This window comes from Atopobium sp. oral taxon 416, from assembly GCF_018128285.1.
In the GTDB taxonomy this organism is placed as follows: domain Bacteria; phylum Actinomycetota; class Coriobacteriia; order Coriobacteriales; family Atopobiaceae; genus Olsenella_L.
Window position 1 is genome coordinate 43,013 of the sequence record NZ_CP072380.1, and the last position, 19,183, is coordinate 62,195.

19 protein-coding genes, 3 tRNA genes and 1 pseudogene are annotated in these 19,183 nt (G+C 53.9%); 17 read left to right on the forward strand and 6 right to left on the reverse strand.

The genetic code is table 11. From position 1 onward, the window contains the following. Positions 1-189: 189 nt before the first annotated feature. The 3 genes from J4859_RS00185 to J4859_RS00195 form a co-directional block, all read right to left on the reverse strand. Positions 190-777 carry a transposase gene (locus J4859_RS00185; protein ID WP_212331574.1) on the reverse strand — a complete coding sequence of 196 codons (588 nt, stop codon included), beginning with the start codon at positions 775-777 and terminating at the stop codon, positions 190-192. A gap of 10 nt (positions 778-787) precedes the next feature. Continuing rightward, on the reverse strand, positions 788-1,324 hold the full coding sequence (locus tag J4859_RS00190; RefSeq protein ID WP_371812109.1) for a transposase: 537 nt from the start codon (positions 1,322-1,324) through the stop codon (positions 788-790). 105 nt (positions 1,325-1,429) lie between these two features. Continuing rightward, positions 1,430-1,702: a hypothetical protein gene (locus J4859_RS00195; RefSeq protein ID WP_212331579.1), complete on the reverse strand. Its 273-nt coding sequence runs from the start codon at positions 1,700-1,702 to the stop codon at positions 1,430-1,432. Positions 1,703-2,106: 404 nt separating this feature from the next. On the opposite strand from J4859_RS00195, the gene J4859_RS00200 reads away from it, so the two are divergent. The 17 genes and pseudogenes from J4859_RS00200 (at position 2,107) to J4859_RS00280 (ending at position 15,458) form a co-directional block, all read left to right on the forward strand. Further along, positions 2,107-2,180 (forward strand) — tRNA-Gly (locus J4859_RS00200). Between the two features lie 62 nt (positions 2,181-2,242). Continuing rightward, the gene (locus J4859_RS00205; RefSeq protein WP_212331580.1) at positions 2,243-2,737 is read left to right on the forward strand and encodes a hypothetical protein; all 495 of its coding nucleotides are present in this window, start codon (positions 2,243-2,245) and stop codon (positions 2,735-2,737) included. Positions 2,738-2,842: 105 nt separating this feature from the next. Beyond that, a pseudogene (locus J4859_RS00210) lies at positions 2,843-3,058 on the forward strand (aminopeptidase); the annotation flags it as partial. Positions 3,059-3,329: 271 nt separating this feature from the next. After that, positions 3,330-3,686, forward strand: a complete 357-nt coding sequence (locus J4859_RS16575; protein ID WP_212331582.1) for an aminopeptidase — start codon at positions 3,330-3,332, stop codon at positions 3,684-3,686. Beyond that, positions 3,683-4,051, forward strand: coding sequence for an aminopeptidase (locus J4859_RS16580; RefSeq protein WP_212331583.1), 369 nt, complete (start codon positions 3,683-3,685; stop codon positions 4,049-4,051). The genes J4859_RS16575 and J4859_RS16580 overlap by 4 nt, the downstream gene beginning before the upstream one ends. A gap of 48 nt (positions 4,052-4,099) precedes the next feature. Continuing rightward, positions 4,100-4,175: transfer RNA gene (locus tag J4859_RS00225), tRNA-Lys, on the forward strand. 60 nt (positions 4,176-4,235) lie between these two features. Further along, on the forward strand, positions 4,236-5,045 hold the full coding sequence (locus tag J4859_RS00230; RefSeq protein ID WP_212331585.1) for a hypothetical protein: 810 nt from the start codon (positions 4,236-4,238) through the stop codon (positions 5,043-5,045). A 457-nt stretch (positions 5,046-5,502) separates the two neighbouring features. Continuing rightward, entirely contained in the window at positions 5,503-6,732 is a 1,230-nt protein-coding gene (locus tag J4859_RS00235; RefSeq protein WP_212331587.1) for an argininosuccinate synthase, read from the forward strand. A 129-nt stretch (positions 6,733-6,861) separates the two neighbouring features. Continuing rightward, entirely contained in the window at positions 6,862-8,271 is a 1,410-nt protein-coding gene (gene argH, locus J4859_RS00240) for an argininosuccinate lyase (RefSeq protein WP_212331590.1), read from the forward strand. A gap of 193 nt (positions 8,272-8,464) precedes the next feature. Further along, the gene (gene purB, locus J4859_RS00245; RefSeq protein WP_212331593.1) at positions 8,465-9,817 is read left to right on the forward strand and encodes an adenylosuccinate lyase; all 1,353 of its coding nucleotides are present in this window, start codon (positions 8,465-8,467) and stop codon (positions 9,815-9,817) included. Positions 9,818-9,819: 2 nt separating this feature from the next. Further along, on the forward strand, positions 9,820-10,089 hold the full coding sequence (locus tag J4859_RS00250; RefSeq protein ID WP_212331595.1) for a TIGR03905 family TSCPD domain-containing protein: 270 nt from the start codon (positions 9,820-9,822) through the stop codon (positions 10,087-10,089). Positions 10,090-10,100: 11 nt separating this feature from the next. Then, positions 10,101-11,309, forward strand: a complete 1,209-nt coding sequence (locus tag J4859_RS00255; protein WP_212331597.1) for a twin-arginine translocation signal domain-containing protein — start codon at positions 10,101-10,103, stop codon at positions 11,307-11,309. Positions 11,310-11,391: 82 nt separating this feature from the next. Beyond that, positions 11,392-12,126, forward strand: a complete 735-nt coding sequence (locus tag J4859_RS00260) for a response regulator transcription factor (protein WP_212331599.1) — start codon at positions 11,392-11,394, stop codon at positions 12,124-12,126. A 12-nt stretch (positions 12,127-12,138) separates the two neighbouring features. Next, on the forward strand, positions 12,139-13,659 hold the full coding sequence (locus tag J4859_RS00265) for a HAMP domain-containing sensor histidine kinase (protein WP_249113695.1): 1,521 nt from the start codon (positions 12,139-12,141) through the stop codon (positions 13,657-13,659). Between the two features lie 122 nt (positions 13,660-13,781). Then, complete coding sequence (locus J4859_RS00270; RefSeq protein WP_212335036.1) at positions 13,782-14,657, forward strand: phosphoribosylaminoimidazolesuccinocarboxamide synthase; 876 nt, start codon at positions 13,782-13,784, stop codon at positions 14,655-14,657. Beyond that, positions 14,657-15,337: a hypothetical protein gene (locus J4859_RS00275; RefSeq protein ID WP_212331601.1), complete on the forward strand. Its 681-nt coding sequence runs from the start codon at positions 14,657-14,659 to the stop codon at positions 15,335-15,337. The genes J4859_RS00270 and J4859_RS00275 overlap by 1 nt, the downstream gene beginning before the upstream one ends. 45 nt (positions 15,338-15,382) lie before the next feature. Continuing rightward, positions 15,383-15,458, forward strand: a tRNA-Arg gene (locus tag J4859_RS00280). A gap of 631 nt (positions 15,459-16,089) precedes the next feature. Here the strand turns inward: J4859_RS00280 and J4859_RS00285 are convergent. From J4859_RS00285 to pknB, 3 genes are all read right to left on the reverse strand, one after another. Then, on the reverse strand, positions 16,090-16,278 hold the full coding sequence (locus J4859_RS00285) for a hypothetical protein (protein ID WP_212331603.1): 189 nt from the start codon (positions 16,276-16,278) through the stop codon (positions 16,090-16,092). Positions 16,279-16,640: 362 nt separating this feature from the next. After that, the gene (locus J4859_RS00290) at positions 16,641-16,850 is read right to left on the reverse strand and encodes a hypothetical protein (protein WP_212331497.1); all 210 of its coding nucleotides are present in this window, start codon (positions 16,848-16,850) and stop codon (positions 16,641-16,643) included. Positions 16,851-17,202: 352 nt separating this feature from the next. Next, positions 17,203-19,146: a Stk1 family PASTA domain-containing Ser/Thr kinase gene (gene pknB, locus J4859_RS00295; RefSeq protein WP_212331605.1), complete on the reverse strand. Its 1,944-nt coding sequence runs from the start codon at positions 19,144-19,146 to the stop codon at positions 17,203-17,205. Between the last annotated feature and the right edge of the window lie 37 nt (positions 19,147-19,183).

Here is a 19,183-nt window from a genome sequence, read left to right on the forward strand (position 1 = left end):
CAGCTCCTTCCAGATGCTGTCAGGTATTTACTTTGTCTATTACTGCATAAATCCGCAGATTCCTGTGGATTTATGCCTTGGCTGCCCATAGACATCATGGACAGATAGCTGTCACAGGACTTGCCGCGTAAGCGGTGCGTAGCACCCTTGACAGACAAATGGACCAGATGTTACTCATGCTGCCTTCTTTTAGGCTTCTCTGAAAGCGATAGTGCCTGTCATCATTGCCCATATAAAGCAGGCAAGTTCCCTGGCAGCCGCAGCAACCGCTACATTTCTTTTTTTCCCATGGCGGATCATGCGGTAATACTTGCTTTGAAGTCTTGTGTTTGCTCTGTCAGCATATGCAATGACATCAGCTGTATTCCCGTCCTGCCTGCAGCGCAGTTCCTTGGATTTATGTCCGATCTGTCCCTTGCAGATTCCTTTTGCCCCTTCAATGAGAAGCGTACGAAGATGACTGTTGCCAGCTTTTGAAATTCCGCTACGTTGGATCTTTGTTCCACTGGAAGATTCTCCCGGCGCAAGCCCGAGGAATGCAGCGTAGGTATTGCCTTTGGCAAAACGACTGAAATCGCCGGTTTCTACAATCAGTGAAGGTGCCGTATGAGTCTTTATACCGAGAAGACAGCCAAGCTTTTTGACACTTTCCTTGTAATCATCATCGCCAGCAAGTTCCTCGATCCGTTTGTCGAAGCGTTCGATCTTTGATGAGTGTTCCTTATAGGATGCCAGATACTCGTCGAGGGTCTTACGCAGCAGATCATCCAGTTCCAAGTGTCTTCAGCTAGCTCCAGTGCTTGATTGTCCATTTGTTGCCATCATAGAAAAAGCCATGATACAGGCAGAAAGCATTGATCTGCTGTTTGATCTTCTTGAGTGCCAGTTTGTGGTCATCCCTCATACGAAGATATTCTTCTACAGAGTCATCCTTATCGGTGGGAACATGAACCGCATGATATCCGCCATAGCAAAGACACTGAGCGATCATGTTGGCATCACGTGCATCCGTCTTCACCCGCTTGCCCTGAGGGGCTAGCATTGTGCTCGGCGCAAGAATGACGCATTTTACACCGGCGTTCGTTAGCTGATGGTATAAGGAGTATCCAAGACATCCGGCTTCGTAGCCGCATTCAACAGAATAAGTATCGGTAAGGCCAAGTTTCTTTTTAAGGTTCTCAATAAATTGGAGAACGTTTTTATAATCAGGGGGTACCTGGATGTTGGCGAAGACCCTGTCCTCTGCCCCAACCACAGGCTCCATTGCACACAAAGTGTAATTCGAACTATGGACATCCATTGCGATTTTGAGTACTCTATTCATTAGTGATCTGCTTTTGTATGTGGTAAACCAGCTTACTTTATGTTAAACACCTATCGTATAGCGGCAAATCCACGTTGCTACTAATGTGAGGTCACTTCATATTATCTAAAGCGAGAGCACGCTCATCTCGTAGAGCCTCGCGAGCGCCCCCATGCGCTGGAAGCCCTCGACGAAGTGGATGAGGGCGCAGGCATATATCCTGTCGGCATCGGCACGCGCGAAATGCTTCCTGAGCAGGGTAAGGGTCCCCTGTAAGCAGGCAAGCGCAACTGCATACTGGCCGAACTCGACGCAGGCAAGCTCGCTGTTTGCGACCTTCGTCTCCGCATTGCTGAGGTAGCCCTCCGCCTCGGTGATCCTGCCGATGCAGCGGCCCATCTTTGTCCTGCGTCTTTTGCCCTCTCGTATGCTTCAGTACTCGCAGACACAGTAGTGGCTCGATATCGCCTTGACCATGGTGCCCTTCGGCTTCATCGCGCGGATCTTTACCGGCACGGAGTACCTTCCCATGGAGCCTTACAGCATATCTAACACCATAGCTATATCACAGCGGCGGAAAGGCAGGAAACCAAGACAGGAAGAGGGAGGAATGCCTGGCAAATGGGGCATTCCTCTCTCGATGCAAACGCATGTGCTATATGCTGTTACCTAAGAATCCGGATTGTTGTGTCTAGAGATAGGAATTTAGCCTAAGGGAGAGGCCCCGACAGGGACGCTTGGGCAAGACTATTTATCAAAAGATCCGAGAATCCAGTGGGGTTAAGGTATAATGAAATCTCCTCGCGGGCGTAATTCAATGGCAGAATGCCAGCTTCCCAAGCTGATCATGCGGGTTCGATTCCCGTCGCCCGCTCCAGAGTGTGATTGTGGGCCCGTACTCAGGGTTTTCTCTAAGGGTGGAAGTTTCTCATGCCACGTATGCTTGTAAATCTCGGTAAGGATTTCGTTGAAAATACGGAATCCTGGATTGATGGGCAAGGCATACTTCAACTTCCTAAAAATGTTTCCTCACAGCAGCTTCTGAACCTTACCGAAGAGATCTGTCGCGATGATCTGACCTATTTTGAAGCCGCAGAAACGCTCATTTGGGATGTTGCCCGCCACGAAGGTTTCATTATCCCTGAATATCCGCTGGCAGGAAACTCCGAAGTCAAAGCCTTTCTGAAAGAGCATGGCGTCCAGGACGTTGCAGAGTGGTACCAGATGCGGGGTATCCTGCGCTCCACCTACGACCAGTTTTGGGAGAGCTCGGCGCTTATGGCGAGGAATAGAACCTTCTGGAGAAAAGCCATTGTATTTCCAAAAGCCGATATGGATGATCCAAATCGGATAGCGAGAGATCTGTGTGAAGCGTGCACCTTCTGTATGGGTACACAAACTGGCGAACAGGATCCTCGTCTTTTTGCAATCTAACACCTTATATCTTTGGATGGAAGAGAGAACTCCATATCGTTTCTCGTGACGCGTGGGGAATGTACAGCAGGCCTCAAGGTACTGTGACCCCATGTACAGAAATACGCAAAGCTGCTTGTGCTGCAAGGTATCACCCTAGAACCGGGGCAGGAGCTCGTCCTTGAGCGCCCGATTGAGCGTGTGGACTTCGCACGGGAGATCGTAAACGTCGCCTATGCAAGCGGTGCCTCCCACGTGACCGCGTTGTGGCACGATGATTCGATTGAGCAGATGGCCTATCAGAACGAGCCATTGGCAAACTTTGAGAACCCTCCGGAGTAGAGGAAAGTCCAACTCAACTCACTTGCCGAGCAGGGATCGGGCTTCCTCTCCATCGAGGGACAGGATCCAGAGATCTTCAAGGGCATCGATACTGCAGAGTCGGCCGTTGCTGCCTGCAGCTCCCGCATGCGGCTCAAGGCCTTCCACGAGGGCATGAGCTTTTGGCGCAGTACTTAGTGTATTGTCGCCGCTCCGATCAGATCCTGAGCCCAGCGCGTTTCCTCCCCGTGTAGCGCCGACGGGGTACTCTCTCGCCTTTGGGTGGCCATCCTTGAAGTTTTTCGGGCCGATGGGGAAGACTCCGAAGAGGGTTGGGAGACCTCACAACGCCGCGTTTGAGAAGAACCTGCATTTCCTCAATTTGTATCACTTTGACCGTATTTACTATCAGTTCTCAAATGGCACTGACCTTCTCCTCAGTATGATCGAGCATCACATTTGGGGAGGTGGGGCTGCCTGCATGGTCTCCAGTAGAGCCTATTTTCCCCACATCCTCACAGAGGAGGCCTTCCCCTTATCTGACCGTATGCGCGCCGGCGGAATTGGACATGCAACGTTGTCACTGGTCCGCGATAGCTCGATGGCTCGAGATTTCTGGTTTCGCTTCAAAGACGGTAAAGGGTTGTGAACTTCGGCGAGACGACCGGCAGAGACGTCCTTGGCCACATCCTTGAGACCGATGAAAATGCGCGTCGGTTGGGGGAGTGTGTCCTGATCTGCGAGGATACCCCGATTCATGAAAAGGGAATCCTCTTCTACGATACACTGTACGATGAGATCGCGAGTTGCCGCCTGGCCTTGGGTGCCGGTTTCCCCGACTGCTTCGAAAGCAGCTACGATATGAGCCCAGAGAGCCTGATCAAAGCCGACATGAACCAGAGTCACACGCATGTGGACTTCATGATCAGAAGCGATGACCTCAAGATTGACGGCATCACCAAGCAGGGTGATGTGGCTCCAATTTTTGTGGATGGACAGTGGATCTGGGAGTAACGCGTGTTTTGGTATACAATGAGTGAGCGTCAAAAGGCGTCGATACTTGCGCCGTTAGCTCAGTTGGCAGAGCAGGGGACTTTTAATCCCAAGGTCTAGGGTTCAAATCCCTAACGGCGCACCAGAAAAACAGGAGGCAGACCAGGGATGTAGTGTTCCGGTCTGCTTTTTTAGAGGAACCATTATGAGCGATACAGATGACCGTGCTTCGAAGCAGCTGAACCAAACAGCTCCGCACCGCTTTAAACGCGAAACAACGACAGTCAGACGTCCGTATACCGCACCTGAGCAGGTACAATCTCCCTTACCGATCGATTATCAGGACCCTAAAGTCTCTGCCAGCGCCAGGCACCAGCACCATCACTATGTCCTGTTTACCGTCTTGGCCCTACTGCTCATCGCAATCCTGGTCATTGGTTTCGGTGTGTTCCAAACAGCTAACCGTATCAGCGATATCATGAGCAAACAAAGAGATGAAGCGGCAGAGCTTCAGAGCAATATCAGAAATTCCAATTTTGACGAAGCCTACAATAATCTGGTTAGTTTGAGTAACGATACTGATTCCCTGAGGCAAGAGACCCAAGGATGGGTGTGGCGCTTTGGCGCTGCGCTTCCCGGAATCGGCAGCGATGTCACAACAGCGCAGACGATTTTAAGTTCTGAAAATGAGCTCTTCGAAAATGGGATCCAGCCCATCATCGATGAGTATCCGCAGCTCAAACAGTCTCTCCAAGATGGAACAACCAGCTACAGCGATCTGGCGGCCGTCGGGGCACAGATTGATGGTGTGCACGCTGAGGTGGAAAATATTATCAACGAGATACAGGCGACACCCTCTGCGCATATTTCATTTCTGAATACTGCGAAAGATGCGGCTATTCAGCAATATCAGCTGCTTGATCGATATCTCTCATCTGCGGACCAAATCTTTGCGAACGGATTCCAAAATTCAAATCTACAGAGCCTCCTGTCTGCAACAGGTAACAGTATTTAAAGAGACTGGGACTCTTGTCACAGCGGACGCATCGCGCCAGGCCTGAATCTTCGATGCTATGCACACATGCATGTGTAAGCATTTTTGGATCATTTGTTTCAATACCGTATAGATTTCGGCCTTTTTGTAGCCAGACCTTCAAAGTCTCCTATAGTTCAAACTATGTGAACTGCACTACCAGTGCAAGCTGCAGCCGCGGATAATAGGGTCCGCGCCACTCGCTTAGAGGAGGCACGCTAATGAAGCGTATGTTCATGTATAGGATGGCGACTCGATCTCTTGCTGTGATAGAGTGCCACGCACGACGAACCACTCAATAGTGGTTATTCTATCTTCTATTGTTAAAAAAAGACAATACCTATATCGCGTGGCTGAATAATTGGCTCCATGTGAATGCATGTCAAGAAAGCATGCATCGAAGGCGTTGTTGTGACAAACCTTCAGGAGGGTTTTAGTTATGGCGGACAAAGAGAGAGTTGTTCTTGCGTATTCCGGCGGCCTCGATACTTCTGTGATCGTCAAGTGGCTCCAGGTTGAGAAAAACATGGATGTTATCGCAATCTGCGGCAACGTTGGACAGGATGAGAAGGACTTGAGCTGGATCAAGCAGAAGGCGCTTGACATGGGCGCTATCGCCTCTGAGGCAGTCGATATGCGTAAAGAGTACGCTGACACTATCCTCTCAAAAGAGATCTGGGCAAACGGCAAGTATGAGGGCATCTACCCGCTGCTTTCCGCGCTCTCACGCCCTATCATCGCAAAGTACCTGGTAGACATCGCCCACCAGTATGGCGCTACGTACATTGCGCACGGCTGCACCGGCAAGGGTAACGACCAGGTCCGCTTCGAGACCTGCATCCGTGCCCTCGATCCTTCACTTAAGATCCTGGCTCCGGTCCGTGATTGGGATCTGACCACTCGTGACTCTGAGATGAAGTGGGCGAAGGAGCACGGTGTACCCGTACCGACGAGCCACGACAAGCCATACTCTATCGATGACAACCTGTGGGGCCGCGCTATCGAGTGTGGCGTCCTTGAGGATACCTGGAACGAGCCGCCTGCGGACATCTGGACTATGACTGAGAATCCTGAGAACTGCCCCGCAGATCCGGAGACCGTTGTGATCGGCTTTGAGGGCGGCGTGCCAACCTCAATCAACGGTAAGAGGATGTCCCTGCTTGACTGCATCACCGAGGCGGACGAGATCGCCGGACGCAACGGCTTTGGCCGTATCGATATGATCGAGGACCGTGTTGTCGGTATCAAGAGCCGTGAGTGCTATGAGTGTCCGGGAGCAATGCTGCTCCTTGAGGCACACCATTCCCTCGAGACGCTCTGTCTCGACGCTGAGACCCTTCGTCAGAAGGCCAAGCTGGATGTTGAGTGGGCTTCCACGGTGTACCGTGGCTTCTGGTATTCACAGAACCGTGAGGCAATCGATGCCTACAACGCCTATACGCAGAAGTATGTGACGGGCGATATTCGCATCAAGCTGTGCAAGGGCGGTATCTTCGTCGATGGCCTGCGTTCACCCTATAGCCTCTATGATTACCATCTGGCTACCTACGATGAGGGCGATACGTTTGATAAGACTGCATCCGATGGCTTCATCAAGATCCATGGCCTGCAGTCCAAGACCTGGTCTCGTATCCAGGGCCCAGGTTCTGAGCTCAATTGGGACAAGTAAGGTTGCTGCTGAGCGACTGATTGAAGACTCAACGACTCCACATCTTCAGGTACACCTGAGATGTGGGGTCTCTTTTATGTTGTAATCTGGTGTGTTGAGGAAACACACTGATCGGAAAGGACAGACGGCATGGCGCTATGGGGCGGTAGATTTACAAAAGGTGTCGATGCATTCACACAGGAGTTTGGTGCCTCGCTGGAGATCGATAAAGCAATGGCGCAGCAGGATATCAAAGCCTCCCGAGCGCATGCGAAGATGCTCGCAAAGCAAGGTATTATCTCCAAGGAGGATCAGCAGGCGATCGATCAAGGGTTGGTGCATATTGCCCAGTCAATCAAAGATGGTACCTTCAAGTGGAACGTGGACGACGAAGACATCCACATGGCAGTCGAATCTGAGCTGACTCAGGAGATCGGTGCTCCGGGGGAGCGCCTGCACACTGGCCGCTCCCGCAACGATCAGGTTGCGGTCGATATCCGGCTGCTCGCGAAAGACCTCTGTGTTGAGCTGCTCCAAGCCAATCTTGTCCTGAGGACGACGTTGCTCAACCAGGCAGAGAAGTATCAGGGTGTCGTTATGCCAGGCTACACCCACCTGCAGCATGCACAGCCTGTTCAGTTCTCCCACCACGTACTTGCCTACTATTGGATGTTCACCCGTGACTTCAAGCGGCTCCACGAAGCCTGCGATGCGGCGGATACTAATCCTCTGGGCGCAGCAGCCTTAGCCGGTACCACGTATCCTTTGGATAGAGCCTACACGAGTGAGCTCCTAGGCTTTGCGCACACCGCACCCAACTCGATGGATGCGGTGTCTGATAGAGATTATCTCTTGGATCTTGAGTATGCTTGCAGCGTCTCTATGATGCACCTCTCCCGCCTCTGCGAGGAGATCGTGCTGTGGAGCTCCACGGAGTTTGGCTTCATCACGCTCTCTGACAGCTACTCAACCGGTTCCTCGATCATGCCCCAGAAGAAGAATCCTGACTTTGCTGAGCTGACCCGTGGTAAGACCGGCAGAGTCTATGGAGACCTGATGGCGCTGTTGACTACTATGAAAGGTCTGCCGCTGGCCTACAACAAGGACCTGCAGGAGTGCAAAGAGGGACCGCTCGATGCGGCGCATACCCTCTCCGATTGCACCCGCGTGGTCGCCGGTATGCTCGACACGATGCAGGTCAATGAGGAAGCAATGCTAAGACAGGCAAAACTCGGATTCACCGCTGCGACGGATGTGGCTGATTATCTCGCAAAGAAAGGCCTCCCCTTCAGAGAGGCGCACCGCATCGTAGGCGAGTTGGTCCTCTACTGTGAGCAGCACCACAAGGGCCTTGAGGATCTGACACTTGAAAAATTTAAGAAGGCGAGTCCGCTCTTCGAAGAAGACGTCACCCGCGATCTGGATCCGAGGGGAATCGCCTATGTGCGCAACATCTATGGTGCAACCGGCGACAAAGCGGTAGAGCAGCAGCTCAGCGAGGCAAAGGAGCGCTTTGACAAAGATTCTGAGGCACTGGATGACCTCTCCTCACAGAAGTAGTGGGTACCGCCTCATCATATATAGAGCGTCTGTGGCAGCATTTGAATCAGGCATCTACTCATGATGTGAACGCTGCCCTTCTGTTCGGCTGCAGTCTGTGCTTTTTCTTCTATAGGGGCCGCTAGCCTCTCGTGTTGTGCAGGAGCGTTACTATAAAAGAGCATGGGATAGCCTCAGGAAAGGGAAGTCCTCGATGATTGATCGCTACACGCGCCCGGAAATAGGCCGCATTTTTTCTCTTGAGAACAAATACCGTATTTGGCAGGAGATCGAAGTCCTTGCCTGTGAGGCGCAAGCCGAACTGGGAGAGATCGGGATAACGAAAGAAGAGGCGAAGTGGATCCGCGATCACGCTTCGTTCGACGTCGATGAAGTAGCTGAGATCGAAACGGTGACCAACCACGATGTGATTGCCTTCCTCACCAATATGGGGTCCTACGTCGACAGGGACGTCCCTGAGGACCATGAGAAACCCTCCCGCTGGATCCATTACGGTATGACCAGCTCAGATCTGGGTGACACCGCCCTGTGCTACCAGCTCGTACAGGCGACCGATATCCTGATCGATGACTGCACAAAGCTAGGAAAGATCTGCAGGCGCCGTGCCTTTGAGGAGAAGAACACGCTCTGCATCGGTAGGACCCACGGTATCCATGCGGAGCCGATGACGTTCGGGCTGAAGTTCGGCAGCTGGGCCTGGGAGCTTTACCGCGATCTCCAGCGCCTAAAGGACGCACGCGAAAATGTGAGCCTCGGTGCTATCTCAGGAGCGGTGGGTACCTACAGCTCCATTGATCCGAGAGTCGAGCAGTATGTCTGCGAGCACCTCGGCCTTAAGAATGATCCGCTCTCCACACAGGTGATCAGCCGTGATCACCATGCTTATCTGGCCGGTGTCCTGGCGACGACCGCCGCAACCTGCGAGCGTATCGCCACCGAGATCAGAAACCTCCAGCGCACTGACACCCTCGAGGCCGAGGAGCCCTTCAAGAAAGGACAGAAAGGTTCCTCCGCAATGCCCCATAAGCGCAACCCGATCACCGCTGAAAAAGTCTGCGGCCTCGCCCGCGTGGTGAAGGCAAATGCACAGGTAGCCTTCGACAATGTGGCGCTGTGGCACGAGCGGGATATCTCCCACTCCTCAGCTGAGCGTGTGGCGCAGGCAGACAGCTTTATCGCCCTTGACCACATATTCCAGTGCCTGATCCGCATTGTCGACGGCCTCATTCTGTATCCGCAGCAGATGCTTGCAAATCTCAACAAGACCCGTGGACTCATCTACTCTTCCAAGGTGTTGCTTGCGCTGGTCAACACTGGTATCACCCGTGAGGATGCCTACAAGATTGTGCAACGCAACGCAATGGATACATGGCATGAAGTCCAGCAGTGCAAAACAGGTACAAACTTCAAAGAGAAACTATTGGCGGATCCCGAATGCACGCTCACAAAGGAACAACTCGACACTATCTTTGATCCGTGGGGCTTCCTGAAACGTATAGGCGTCGTATTCGACCGTCTCGATCAGTTGGATTTTGACGGAGATTAGCGATGAAGCATTTTGATTTTATACCGCATGGTGTTTGCTCCTATGCGATTCATGTTGATTTGAGCGACGATGGGAAAACCATCGAGCAGGTGAGCCTTGAGGGAGGCTGCAACGGTAATCTCAAAGCTATTGGCAAGCTGATCAAAGGTCAGCCGACCGACCGCGTAGCATCGATCTTAGCCGGCAATACCTGTGGACCCCGTCCCACCTCGTGCGCGGATCAACTCTCCCGTGCGCTGAAACAGGCTCAGGCTGAGATCGCTCAACAGTAAGCACGGAAAGCATGAAGCGTACAATCCATCCGTTAACACGCCGCGGTTTCCTTAAAGGTAGCGCTGCAATCGGTGCTGCCATAGGAACTGTGCATCTGCTTTCCGGCTGTACGAATACCAACAAACAGACGAATAGCGACCCGGTCGTGGTGGATCAGCAGTCAGGCAACAATGTACTGGAGAGCTACGAATACGACGAAACGGATTATACGCCGACCAACTCCTATACCCTGAGCCTGGGCAGTGTATTGAGACCGGGGGAGGGGACGTGGGTCCCCTGCATCACTGCGGGAGCAAAAGCGAGTCCGATGGTCACGGCTTCCGCGTTCAATATCGACAATGGAAACCAGCAGGTGGTAGTGCCGACGCCCATCACGCATGGCTCAAACTATGAGATCTTTGATGCTCGGTGCTCGGATGACGCATATGCCTGGGTTGAGCTCAACCTTATCTCGCATGACTGGAAGCTCTATGGGCAGTCCTTTTCCGATGGCAAGCTGACCGGGTCCCCCTCCACGCTGTGGGAGGCAGATTCTAATTGGGATCCGCCGGCGCTTGCTGTTTCCAGGTCAAAGGTGATCTGGCAGGTGCAGCCCGCTACCAGTGGCAATCAATCCCGTTCCTCCTCCAACTGCTACCTCTGGAAAACTGGCGACTCACAGGCCCAAAATGTGGTGGAGTCCCAGGGGCGGTTCGGTTGCGCTCCGACTATCTCTGACGGTGTCGTGACCCTTGTTCCCAGAGTTAACAACGATAAAGGAGCCTTTTACGGTATTGTGGCCTACTCGTTGGGCGATGATCTCAACACCCAAATAGATCAGCTGGTATTGCCTCAATCGGTGAGACCGATGAGCGTAACGCGTATCGGGGATGAGTTTGCCTTCTCGATCGAGGCTTCCTACGAGGAGGGGAGCCTGCTTTCCCGGATGGGAACCTACATCGGGCACGGCAATGGCCCCTTTATCGTTATCAACCGTGAGCCGATGGCGGGAGTTGCAGGAAAAGACCACTCCTATATTGTGAAAGCTCGCACCTCTTACTATGTGATCGACACTGACAACCAGAGATATCGGGTCATCTCTGCGGTGAACCGTGCACTCGATTTCGGGGAATACCCTGCGCGCGTTGGCCACTGTGACACCTTTGTGACCTTCTCGACGGTTAAGGATCCCTCGACAGGCTATCCCGCCTCCGTGAGCGTACGGACATTTCACCTTTAACAAATCTCCATATTAAACTCACTTTTGGGGTAGACTATACATCGTATCTAAGCTTTTCACTTACGTATATGAGGGAGTCCCTATGGCTTCAAACGAAAAGAAAATTCTATTGGTAGAGGACGATAAAGCGATTCGCGATGCGGTTGCGGCTTATCTCGAGCGTGAGAACTACATTGTGCGCGGCGTCGGCGATGGTCAGAGCGCTGTAGAAGAGTTTGACAGACACCCCTTCGATCTGATCATCCTAGACCTGATGCTTCCGAAGCTTTCCGGCGAGCGCGTCTGCCGCGCGATCCGCGAGACCTCGAATGTGCCGATCATCATGCTGACCGCAAAAGGCGAGGTGGAGGACCGTATCATCGGGCTTGAGCTGGGCGCCGATGACTATCTGATCAAGCCGTTCTCACCCCGTGAGCTCGTCGCGCGTGTCAGAGCATTGCTCCGCCGTGCCCACACCGAGGTTGAAAGCCAGCTCGAGGTGCTCGACTTCGGCGATCTCGTTATCGATATCTCCGGCCACAAGGTGACCGTGGAAGGCAAGGAAGTAGACCTGACCGCCTCTGAGTTCAAGCTGCTTGCTACCCTTGCCCGCTATCCTGGCCGTGTCTACACCAGAATGGAACTGGTTGAAAAGGTTTTGGGCTATGACTTCGAGGGTTATGAGCGTACGATCGACTCTCACGTGAAAAACTTGCGTGCAAAGCTCGGTGACGACCCGAGACATCCCCGCTGGCTCTATACTGTCCACGGTGTCGGGTACCGCTTTGAGGCACCGGCAATGGACAAGAATAAGAATAGAGAGCAGAAAAAGGCGTAGGGATAAGAGCTTGTGGCCCGTGCAAAATTTGAGATAGGAAAACGTATCAGACGCGCCTCCGACCATGGGGGCGTGTCTGCTCAAGATGCGAACGACAGAGCCTCATTCAATACTATCCGCCCCCATACGAAGCAGCACCTAAGCTATGCAAAGCGCATGACCGGCGCCTTCGCCGCTACCTCGGTGATGTGTGCGCTGGTGTTTCTGATTGTCTTGGGTGAGGTGTGGGAACAGCAATTTCAGTCATACACCCAACAGAATATGCAGAGCCTGGCGGATGCGACTGCCACAACGCTCTCCAAAAAGTATGAGGAGGACGGCGGGTGGAGCTCCGATGCCCTGAGTTATGCGTCGATGGCATCAAATACCTCCTCAGACGTCGCTGTCCAGGTACAGAACAGCCGAGGCGATGTTCTCTACGATGGCGGATGGAATGCAGAGGAGGGTGGATCACAGCCAGCTCCTGCGGTTGTCAATGACCGTACCGTGGATGCGCAGATCAATCTGCCTACGGGCGAGACGGTCGGAACCGTCTATTTACGGACCCTGGGGCCTGATGGACTTTTAACCCATGCCGATGCGAATTTCCGCAGCAATTCCTACACCGCTATCCTGATTGCGGCAGTGGTGTCGGTGATCCTCTCCTGTATCATCGGTTTTTTGTTCTCCCGGTCGTTGGCGCGTCCCATCGACAAGATAACCAAGACAGCCCGCCAGATCAGAAACGGGGATCTCTCTGCCCGGACCGGCCTCAAGGGGAACGATGAGATCGGGCAGCTGGGGGAGACCTTCGATGATATGGCCACCTCAGTGGAGAAGGACATCAAACACGAACGGCGCCTCACGAGCGATGTGGCGCACGAACTGCGGACGCCGCTCATGGCGATGCAGGCGACGGTAGAGGCGATGCAGGATGGGGTCTATCCCACCGATGCGCAGCACCTGGAGGTCGTGGACAACGAAGTGCGGCGGCTTTCCCGTCTCGTCGGAGCCATGCTTCAGCTCTCCCGTCTGGAGAATGGCAAAACTCCGTTCAGGCCGAAGAAGACCGACCTGGTGTGGCTCGTGAAGAGCCTTGTGACCTCACAGGAGCAGCTCTTCCAGGATAAGGGCCTGCAGCTCAGATTCACCAATGAGGCACCCAGCAAACAGCTGATCGCAGAAGTCGATCCGGACCTGCTGCAGCAGGCAGTCATTAACCTCATGTCCAACGCGATGCGCTACACCCCCTCCGGTGGGTGGGTGCTGGTCGCAATCGCCCAAGACCACAGCGATGTGCTGATCTCCGTCACCGACACTGGTATCGGTATCGCTAAGGAAGATCTTCCCAGAACGTTCAGTCGGTTCTGGAGGTCCGACGCGAGTCGTGAGATGGAGTCAGGTGGTTTGGGCGTTGGCTTAGCCGTGACCAAAGAGATCATCGACCGACACAACGGTACGATCACTGTGGAATCGGAGCTTGGAAAAGGAACTACCTTCACGCTTCGGATCCCGCTGAATCAAGAGAAGCAGCCGGTGTCCCACAACCATTAGATTTGAGGGGTATCTTTTGGAAGGTCTCATCTGCACGTGTAGGCAGGCCTTCTGAGCGGCTATACTCAAGTATGTTTTACCAATATGCACAAGCGATGAAATGAGGCCTCAAGGTGAGCGATATGCAATTGCGTCCGGACTCTCAGGGCAAAGTACGTGACATCTACGATTGTGGTGATACGCTGCTGATGGTGGCAAGCGATCGCATCAGTTGCTTTGATTACATTCTGCCGAGCGAGATCCCCTATAAGGGTGAGATTCTGACGCGTATCTCTGCGTTTTGGTTCAACCGCTTTAAGGACCTCATGCCGAATCATATGATCTCGATCGACCCCAAGGATCTACCGAAAGAGTTTGCTCCCTATAAGGGCTATCTGGCCGGGCGCTCCATGCTCGTGAAGAAAGCCAAGACGATCCCCATCGAGTGCATTGTGCGCGGCTACCTCACGGGTTCCGGTAAAAAGACCTACGACCGGAATCGCACCGTCTGCGGTATCAAGCTGCCTGAGGGCCTGGTCGAGGCCAGCAAGCTTCCCGAACCGCTCTTCACCCCGTCCACCAAGGCAGCGGTGGGAGACCACGATGAGAACATCTCCTTCGAGCGCTGCTCACAGATCGTGGGTGAGGACGTAGCGGAACAGCTGCGTGGCGCTTCCCTCAAGCTCTATAAGGCTGCAGCAGAGTATGCCCTGACCCGTGGCATCATCATCGCCGATACCAAGTTCGAGTTCGGATTTATTGACGGTAAGCTCACCCTGATCGACGAGTGCCTGACCCCTGATTCCAGCCGCTTCTGGCCTGCAAAGGGGTACCAGGAGGGCCACGAGCAGCCAAGCTATGACAAGCAGTACGCCCGTGACTGGCTCAAGAACAACTGGGATATGAAAGGCGAGCCTCCGGTGCTCCCTCAGGACGTTATCGACGGTACCGCCAAGCGCTACCGCGAAGCGTATGAACTGATCTGTGGTGAACCCTTTGCGCCCATGAAGGAGCATTAATGTCTTTACACGATATCATCACCGGCGCCCGTAACGAGGCGCAGGAAAACCAACGCGTGCAGCAGAAGGCGAAGGCCGGACAGGGTACCAAAGAGAACGACGAAGGATCCTCTTCAGGATTTGAGCGACGCTCGATCGCCCGGGCCCGGCCAACCCGCCAGAAGGCGGCAGGCGTGCATGAGGAGACAATCTCTCACGGCAAGAAGTCTGCCCCTCAGAAAGCACCGGTACAGATGACGAAAGAGGAGAAGCGCGCCGCACGTCAGAAGGAGCGTGATGAGGAAGACAGACGATCGCTGGCTTCCCAGGCACTGCTGCAGGCCGATCCGACGTACAAGAAGAACCACCGGGTCTCTTTGGCATTGATCATCGGTGGCCTGATCTGCACGTTGATCTCCTGGCTCATCGTTCTGGTCTTCCCGGAGTCCCAATACGATCTCGGGAGCTTCTGGGGAATGGCTGCGATCGTCACCCTGATCATCGCCTATGTCGGCGTTATCGGCGGCTTCGTAGTCGATTTTGCCCACCTCCATAAGCTGAGAAAGTATTACAACGATAAGGTGTGGGCAATGACTGAAAAGCAGATGAATGCGATCATCGACAAGCGCAACCGTGAGTTAGCAGAACGCCCGAGCTTCTTTGATAGATTTCGTAAGAAGAAAACTACGGATGAGCCATAAGACTCAACGCACAGCGTAGGAGTGGTATACAATACGTACGCTATTGCCCCCATAGCTCAGGGGATAGAGCACGGGTTTCCTAAACCCGGTGTCGTTGGTTCGAATCCGACTGGGGGCACCAGATAATACAAAGCCTAGTGGCAGCGATTGTGGTGCCACTAGGCTTTTTGATTATCGTTGGCTCTGCACATCGCTCAGTGTGCCTCTATAGATCTTTTGGGTGCTGCCAAGCTGCACCGACAGTCAGCCATGAAGGGACCGCCACCGCTGGCTCTGTCTGTCTTTCTCGCTGCTTTGCCGTCGTTTTTAGCTCATGTGATACTTTGGACGCTCCCATGTTCACAGCATGAGAGATATAGAGATCACACTTGATGTGGTCTTGTTCATGAGAGAGGCGCTGTTGGTTCAGGGCCAAGTATATCCGATCGTTCGGATGGCTCGAGCTGTGTGCCCGGAATGGTTCTGGATGGTGGCCTTTAATGGACTCGCTGTTAGACCATGACTGACCTGACGCCCCTGTCCTTCCAATAGCTCCAGAAGGGCTGCTCTATGTCTATGAGCGCACGCCTGGTATGGGACATACCTGCCTCCTGCAAGCTTGCCTGAGAGCGTATCCTTCTTCTCCCGCTCAGAATGCCTTACCTGCTCTATCCACAGAAAGCAGGCAAGACAAGTGCCCCAGCCACTTCGTAGAAGACCCCATGGGAAAAAGCAGGAACTCGCGCAGCCTTCGCTGCATCGCATTGACGAGGCTAAGCTCGCCGTGTGCTTGAAGACCCCAAGCGAGGAGAGCCACGCGCATAGCCTGCATGGGCGTCAGTGGCGACCCATAAGCTGTCGACGATACCTGAAAGGGCATCTGTCAGCTTCCCGTCCTCGGACCTGCCCCTGCCGCAGAGGACGGCATATTCGTCTCCTAGGTCATTTGCACAGCACTCCACGCAGACCTTCTTGTTCGATATGCCACAGCAATGCACAACATGGCCGTGCGTGTGCGCCTCCCTTGGGCATCTGGATGGCCGACCTTATCCCTGTTGCCTGTAAGCGACTCGTCAAGATAGATCCCGATCTTTTGGCAGGAGACGGTGGGTCCATACCTGAAGGCGCCAAGAGCGGCCTGCATCATCTCGAAGAGCCTCATGCGCATGAAACCACAATGTCCTTAAGGCTCACATGGCAGCTTTCCGTAAGCTCCCTTAAGGGACATGCCTGCAAGCGTGCCCTTTGCATATGCGGCCCATGTGGCAGCCGTGGGCTTGGACATAGCCAGGACAGATCTTGTCTTTACAAAGAAGGTCTTGCCTCACGAGCAACACTTCCATCTCTTAAGGCCACACGCGTCGTGGCCCTTGCAATAGAAGCTGAGTGATTTGCACCTCGGGCACCTCTTGGGTGTTCCCGCAAGGGCAGAGCCTGCCATCTTCTTGGCTATGAGCGCCTTCAGCCTCTCTAAGAGCTCGCGCTTCTCAGCGATCCCCATCTTTGCGATCTGCTGCAGTATCATTGGATCCATCCGGGTCCTTTGATCCTCGATGTTTTTGTTTGACGACATGCATTGTAGGCAAAGGCCCGGACACTTTTGGGCCCTTCTTAGGTCAATCCTGGTCTAACAGCGAGTTAATGGAATAGGGCAGCATTCACCTTCTGGGCGCGCGGTGCTCATTGCTGATATCGACACAGTTCAGGAACAATACTAGTTATTGAGGCTTTGGGGATGACGGGTAAAAAACGTGGCTGCATGCATCTGCGCACAGCCACGCAACCAATCAGTACGGAATCGGGGGTGCACCCATAATCCTGGAGAGGTAACACTTCTGGACCTAGCGGTCTAGGTTCTCCAACTTTTTGGGCTCGCCTCGAATCTCTCAGCTGTTGTTTCCCGAAGTGCTGTTGTTGGTGCCTGAGGACTGTCCGCTACCGCCGGTGTTACCGTTGGTGCTTGAGCTGGAACCTGACGAAGAGCCAGATCCAGTTCCTGACGGCGCTGACTGGTTGCCCCGACCCTGACTGCTCTGTTGACCACTAGTATTGCCACCGGTGTTTGTGTTGTTACCGGAAGTAATGGTGTTGTCCGTGTTGTTGTCCTTGTTGTTGTTCTGTTGAGGCTCCGGTCCTTTGGAGATCGTAAGGGTGATCGTGCTGCCACGGTTGACTGACCCTGAGCCCGGATACTGACGGATAACGGATCCTTCCGGCACCGTATTGCTGTATTCGGTTGCGGTACTTGAAGCGATGAGGCCCGCATTTCGAATAGCGGCGGTAGCAGCAGCTTCAGTTTGTCCCACAACATTGGGCACCGTGACGCTCTCTACACCCAAGGAAAGATGATAGGTAATCGTATCGCCCGCTTTTGCAGTTGTGCCAGCGGCCGTATCCTGTGAGACGATGTGGCCTGCCGCGACGCTGTTCGAGTAGACCGAATCACCCGCTTGGGCTACTAAACCGACTTTCTGAAGTGCAGCACTCGCCTCATTCGGTGTGAGGTTCGTCAGATCAGGCACTTCAACTGAGGCTGCCGGCTCCTTTCCCTTGGAAACATGGATGGTGATCGTCGTGCCTTGGCTCTCTGAGCGTCCCGCGTCCGGGTCCTGATCAATGACCGTTCCCTGATCGACGGAGTCGGAGTAGTCATAGGTCACCTGCAAGTTGAAGAAGCCGTTGGTCTGACTGATCGTTTTCCGTGCGTCGTCTTCACTAAGTCCTACCAGGTTAGGGACCACCTGCTGTGCATTGAGCTGACCGATATAGTTGACTGCGGCAAATGCAATGGCCGCCACCGCAGCGATGGCAACAATGATGCCGATGATCATGTTGCGGCGATGGGCCTTTTCCTTCTTCTCTTTAGCTGCACTGTGCTGTGACCGTGAGCTCGTTTTAACCGGCCTCACCGGCGTCGTACGCCCCAGCCGCTGTGTGGTATCGGCGCTCGCATTGTTGAGCCGTCTGGTCGGGGGTTCACCCATCACCCGGGTTGCCGCATCGACGGCACTCAGTCTGCCTGCGAGATAGTCGCGCAGGGTGTGGTAGAGCTCATCGGCGGTCTGGAAACGATCATCTGGGTTTTTCTGCATGCACTTCAGGATGATGGCTTCGAGGCCTGGATCGACCTTGGGGTTGATTTGGCTCGGCGGAATTGGCTGCTCCTTGACTTGCTTGATAGCGACGGAGATCGCATCGTCGCCGTCAAAGGGCACCCGGCCGGTCGCAGCTTCGTACATCACGATACCGAGGGAGTAGAGGTCAGAGGTCGGTCCCAACTCCTTGCCCTGCGTCTGCTCGGGAGAGACGTAGTGAGCCGTTCCGAGCACTGAGTTGTCCGCGGTCAGGTGGCTATTCTTGGAGTGGGCGATACCGAAGTCCATGACCTTGATGTTGCCATCCGGCTGAACCATGATGTTTTGCGGCTTGATATCGCGGTGGATGATCCCGTGCTTGTGGGCTACCGCCAGCGCCTGCGCGATCTGTGAACCGATCTGCGCGACCTTTCGGCAGTCGAGCGCCCCGTGGCGCCTGATTCCGTTTTTGAGGTCAGTGCCGCGCAGATACTCCATGATGATGTAGTAGGTGTCACCATCTTTACCCCAGTCATAGACCGAGACGATATAGGGGCTTTGGAGTGCTGCCGCTGCCTGTGCCTCCTGCTTGAAGCGTGCCGCGAAGGAGGGGTCAGCTGCGTACTGCGGCAGCATTGTTTTGATAGCGACGGTACGGCCGAGTACCTGATCGAGGCCTCGATACACTGTTGCCATGCCACCCGTACCGATCTTATCCTGTACGGCATAGCGGCCACCGAAAACTCTATTTGCCATGAACAACCCCCATACACTCCGTGGGTACCCCCTGATG

Excerpts from the sequence above, each read along its gene's own strand:
- purB (WP_212331593.1), top strand. The coding sequence starts at position 8,465 with ATGATTGATCGCTACACGCGCCCGGAAATAGGCCGCATTTTTTCTCTT.
- J4859_RS00235 (WP_212331587.1), top strand. The coding sequence starts at position 5,503 with ATGGCGGACAAAGAGAGAGTTGTTCTTGCGTATTCCGGCGGCCTCGAT.
- J4859_RS00205 (WP_212331580.1), top strand. The coding sequence starts at position 2,243 with ATGCTTGTAAATCTCGGTAAGGATTTCGTTGAAAATACGGAATCCTGG.
- J4859_RS00260 (WP_212331599.1), top strand. The coding sequence starts at position 11,392 with ATGGCTTCAAACGAAAAGAAAATTCTATTGGTAGAGGACGATAAAGCG.
- J4859_RS00195 (WP_212331579.1), bottom strand. The coding sequence starts at position 1,702 with ATGGGCCGCTGCATCGGCAGGATCACCGAGGCGGAGGGCTACCTCAGC.
- J4859_RS00290 (WP_212331497.1), bottom strand. The coding sequence starts at position 16,850 with ATGGATCCAATGATACTGCAGCAGATCGCAAAGATGGGGATCGCTGAG.
- pknB (WP_212331605.1), bottom strand. The coding sequence starts at position 19,146 with ATGGCAAATAGAGTTTTCGGTGGCCGCTATGCCGTACAGGATAAGATC.
- J4859_RS00190 (WP_371812109.1), bottom strand. The coding sequence starts at position 1,324 with ATGAATAGAGTACTCAAAATCGCAATGGATGTCCATAGTTCGAATTAC.
- J4859_RS00230 (WP_212331585.1), top strand. The coding sequence starts at position 4,236 with ATGAGCGATACAGATGACCGTGCTTCGAAGCAGCTGAACCAAACAGCT.
- J4859_RS00275 (WP_212331601.1), top strand. The coding sequence starts at position 14,657 with ATGTCTTTACACGATATCATCACCGGCGCCCGTAACGAGGCGCAGGAA.
- J4859_RS00255 (WP_212331597.1), top strand. The coding sequence starts at position 10,101 with ATGAAGCGTACAATCCATCCGTTAACACGCCGCGGTTTCCTTAAAGGT.
- J4859_RS00270 (WP_212335036.1), top strand. The coding sequence starts at position 13,782 with ATGCAATTGCGTCCGGACTCTCAGGGCAAAGTACGTGACATCTACGAT.
- argH (WP_212331590.1), top strand. The coding sequence starts at position 6,862 with ATGGCGCTATGGGGCGGTAGATTTACAAAAGGTGTCGATGCATTCACA.
- J4859_RS00250 (WP_212331595.1), top strand. The coding sequence starts at position 9,820 with ATGAAGCATTTTGATTTTATACCGCATGGTGTTTGCTCCTATGCGATT.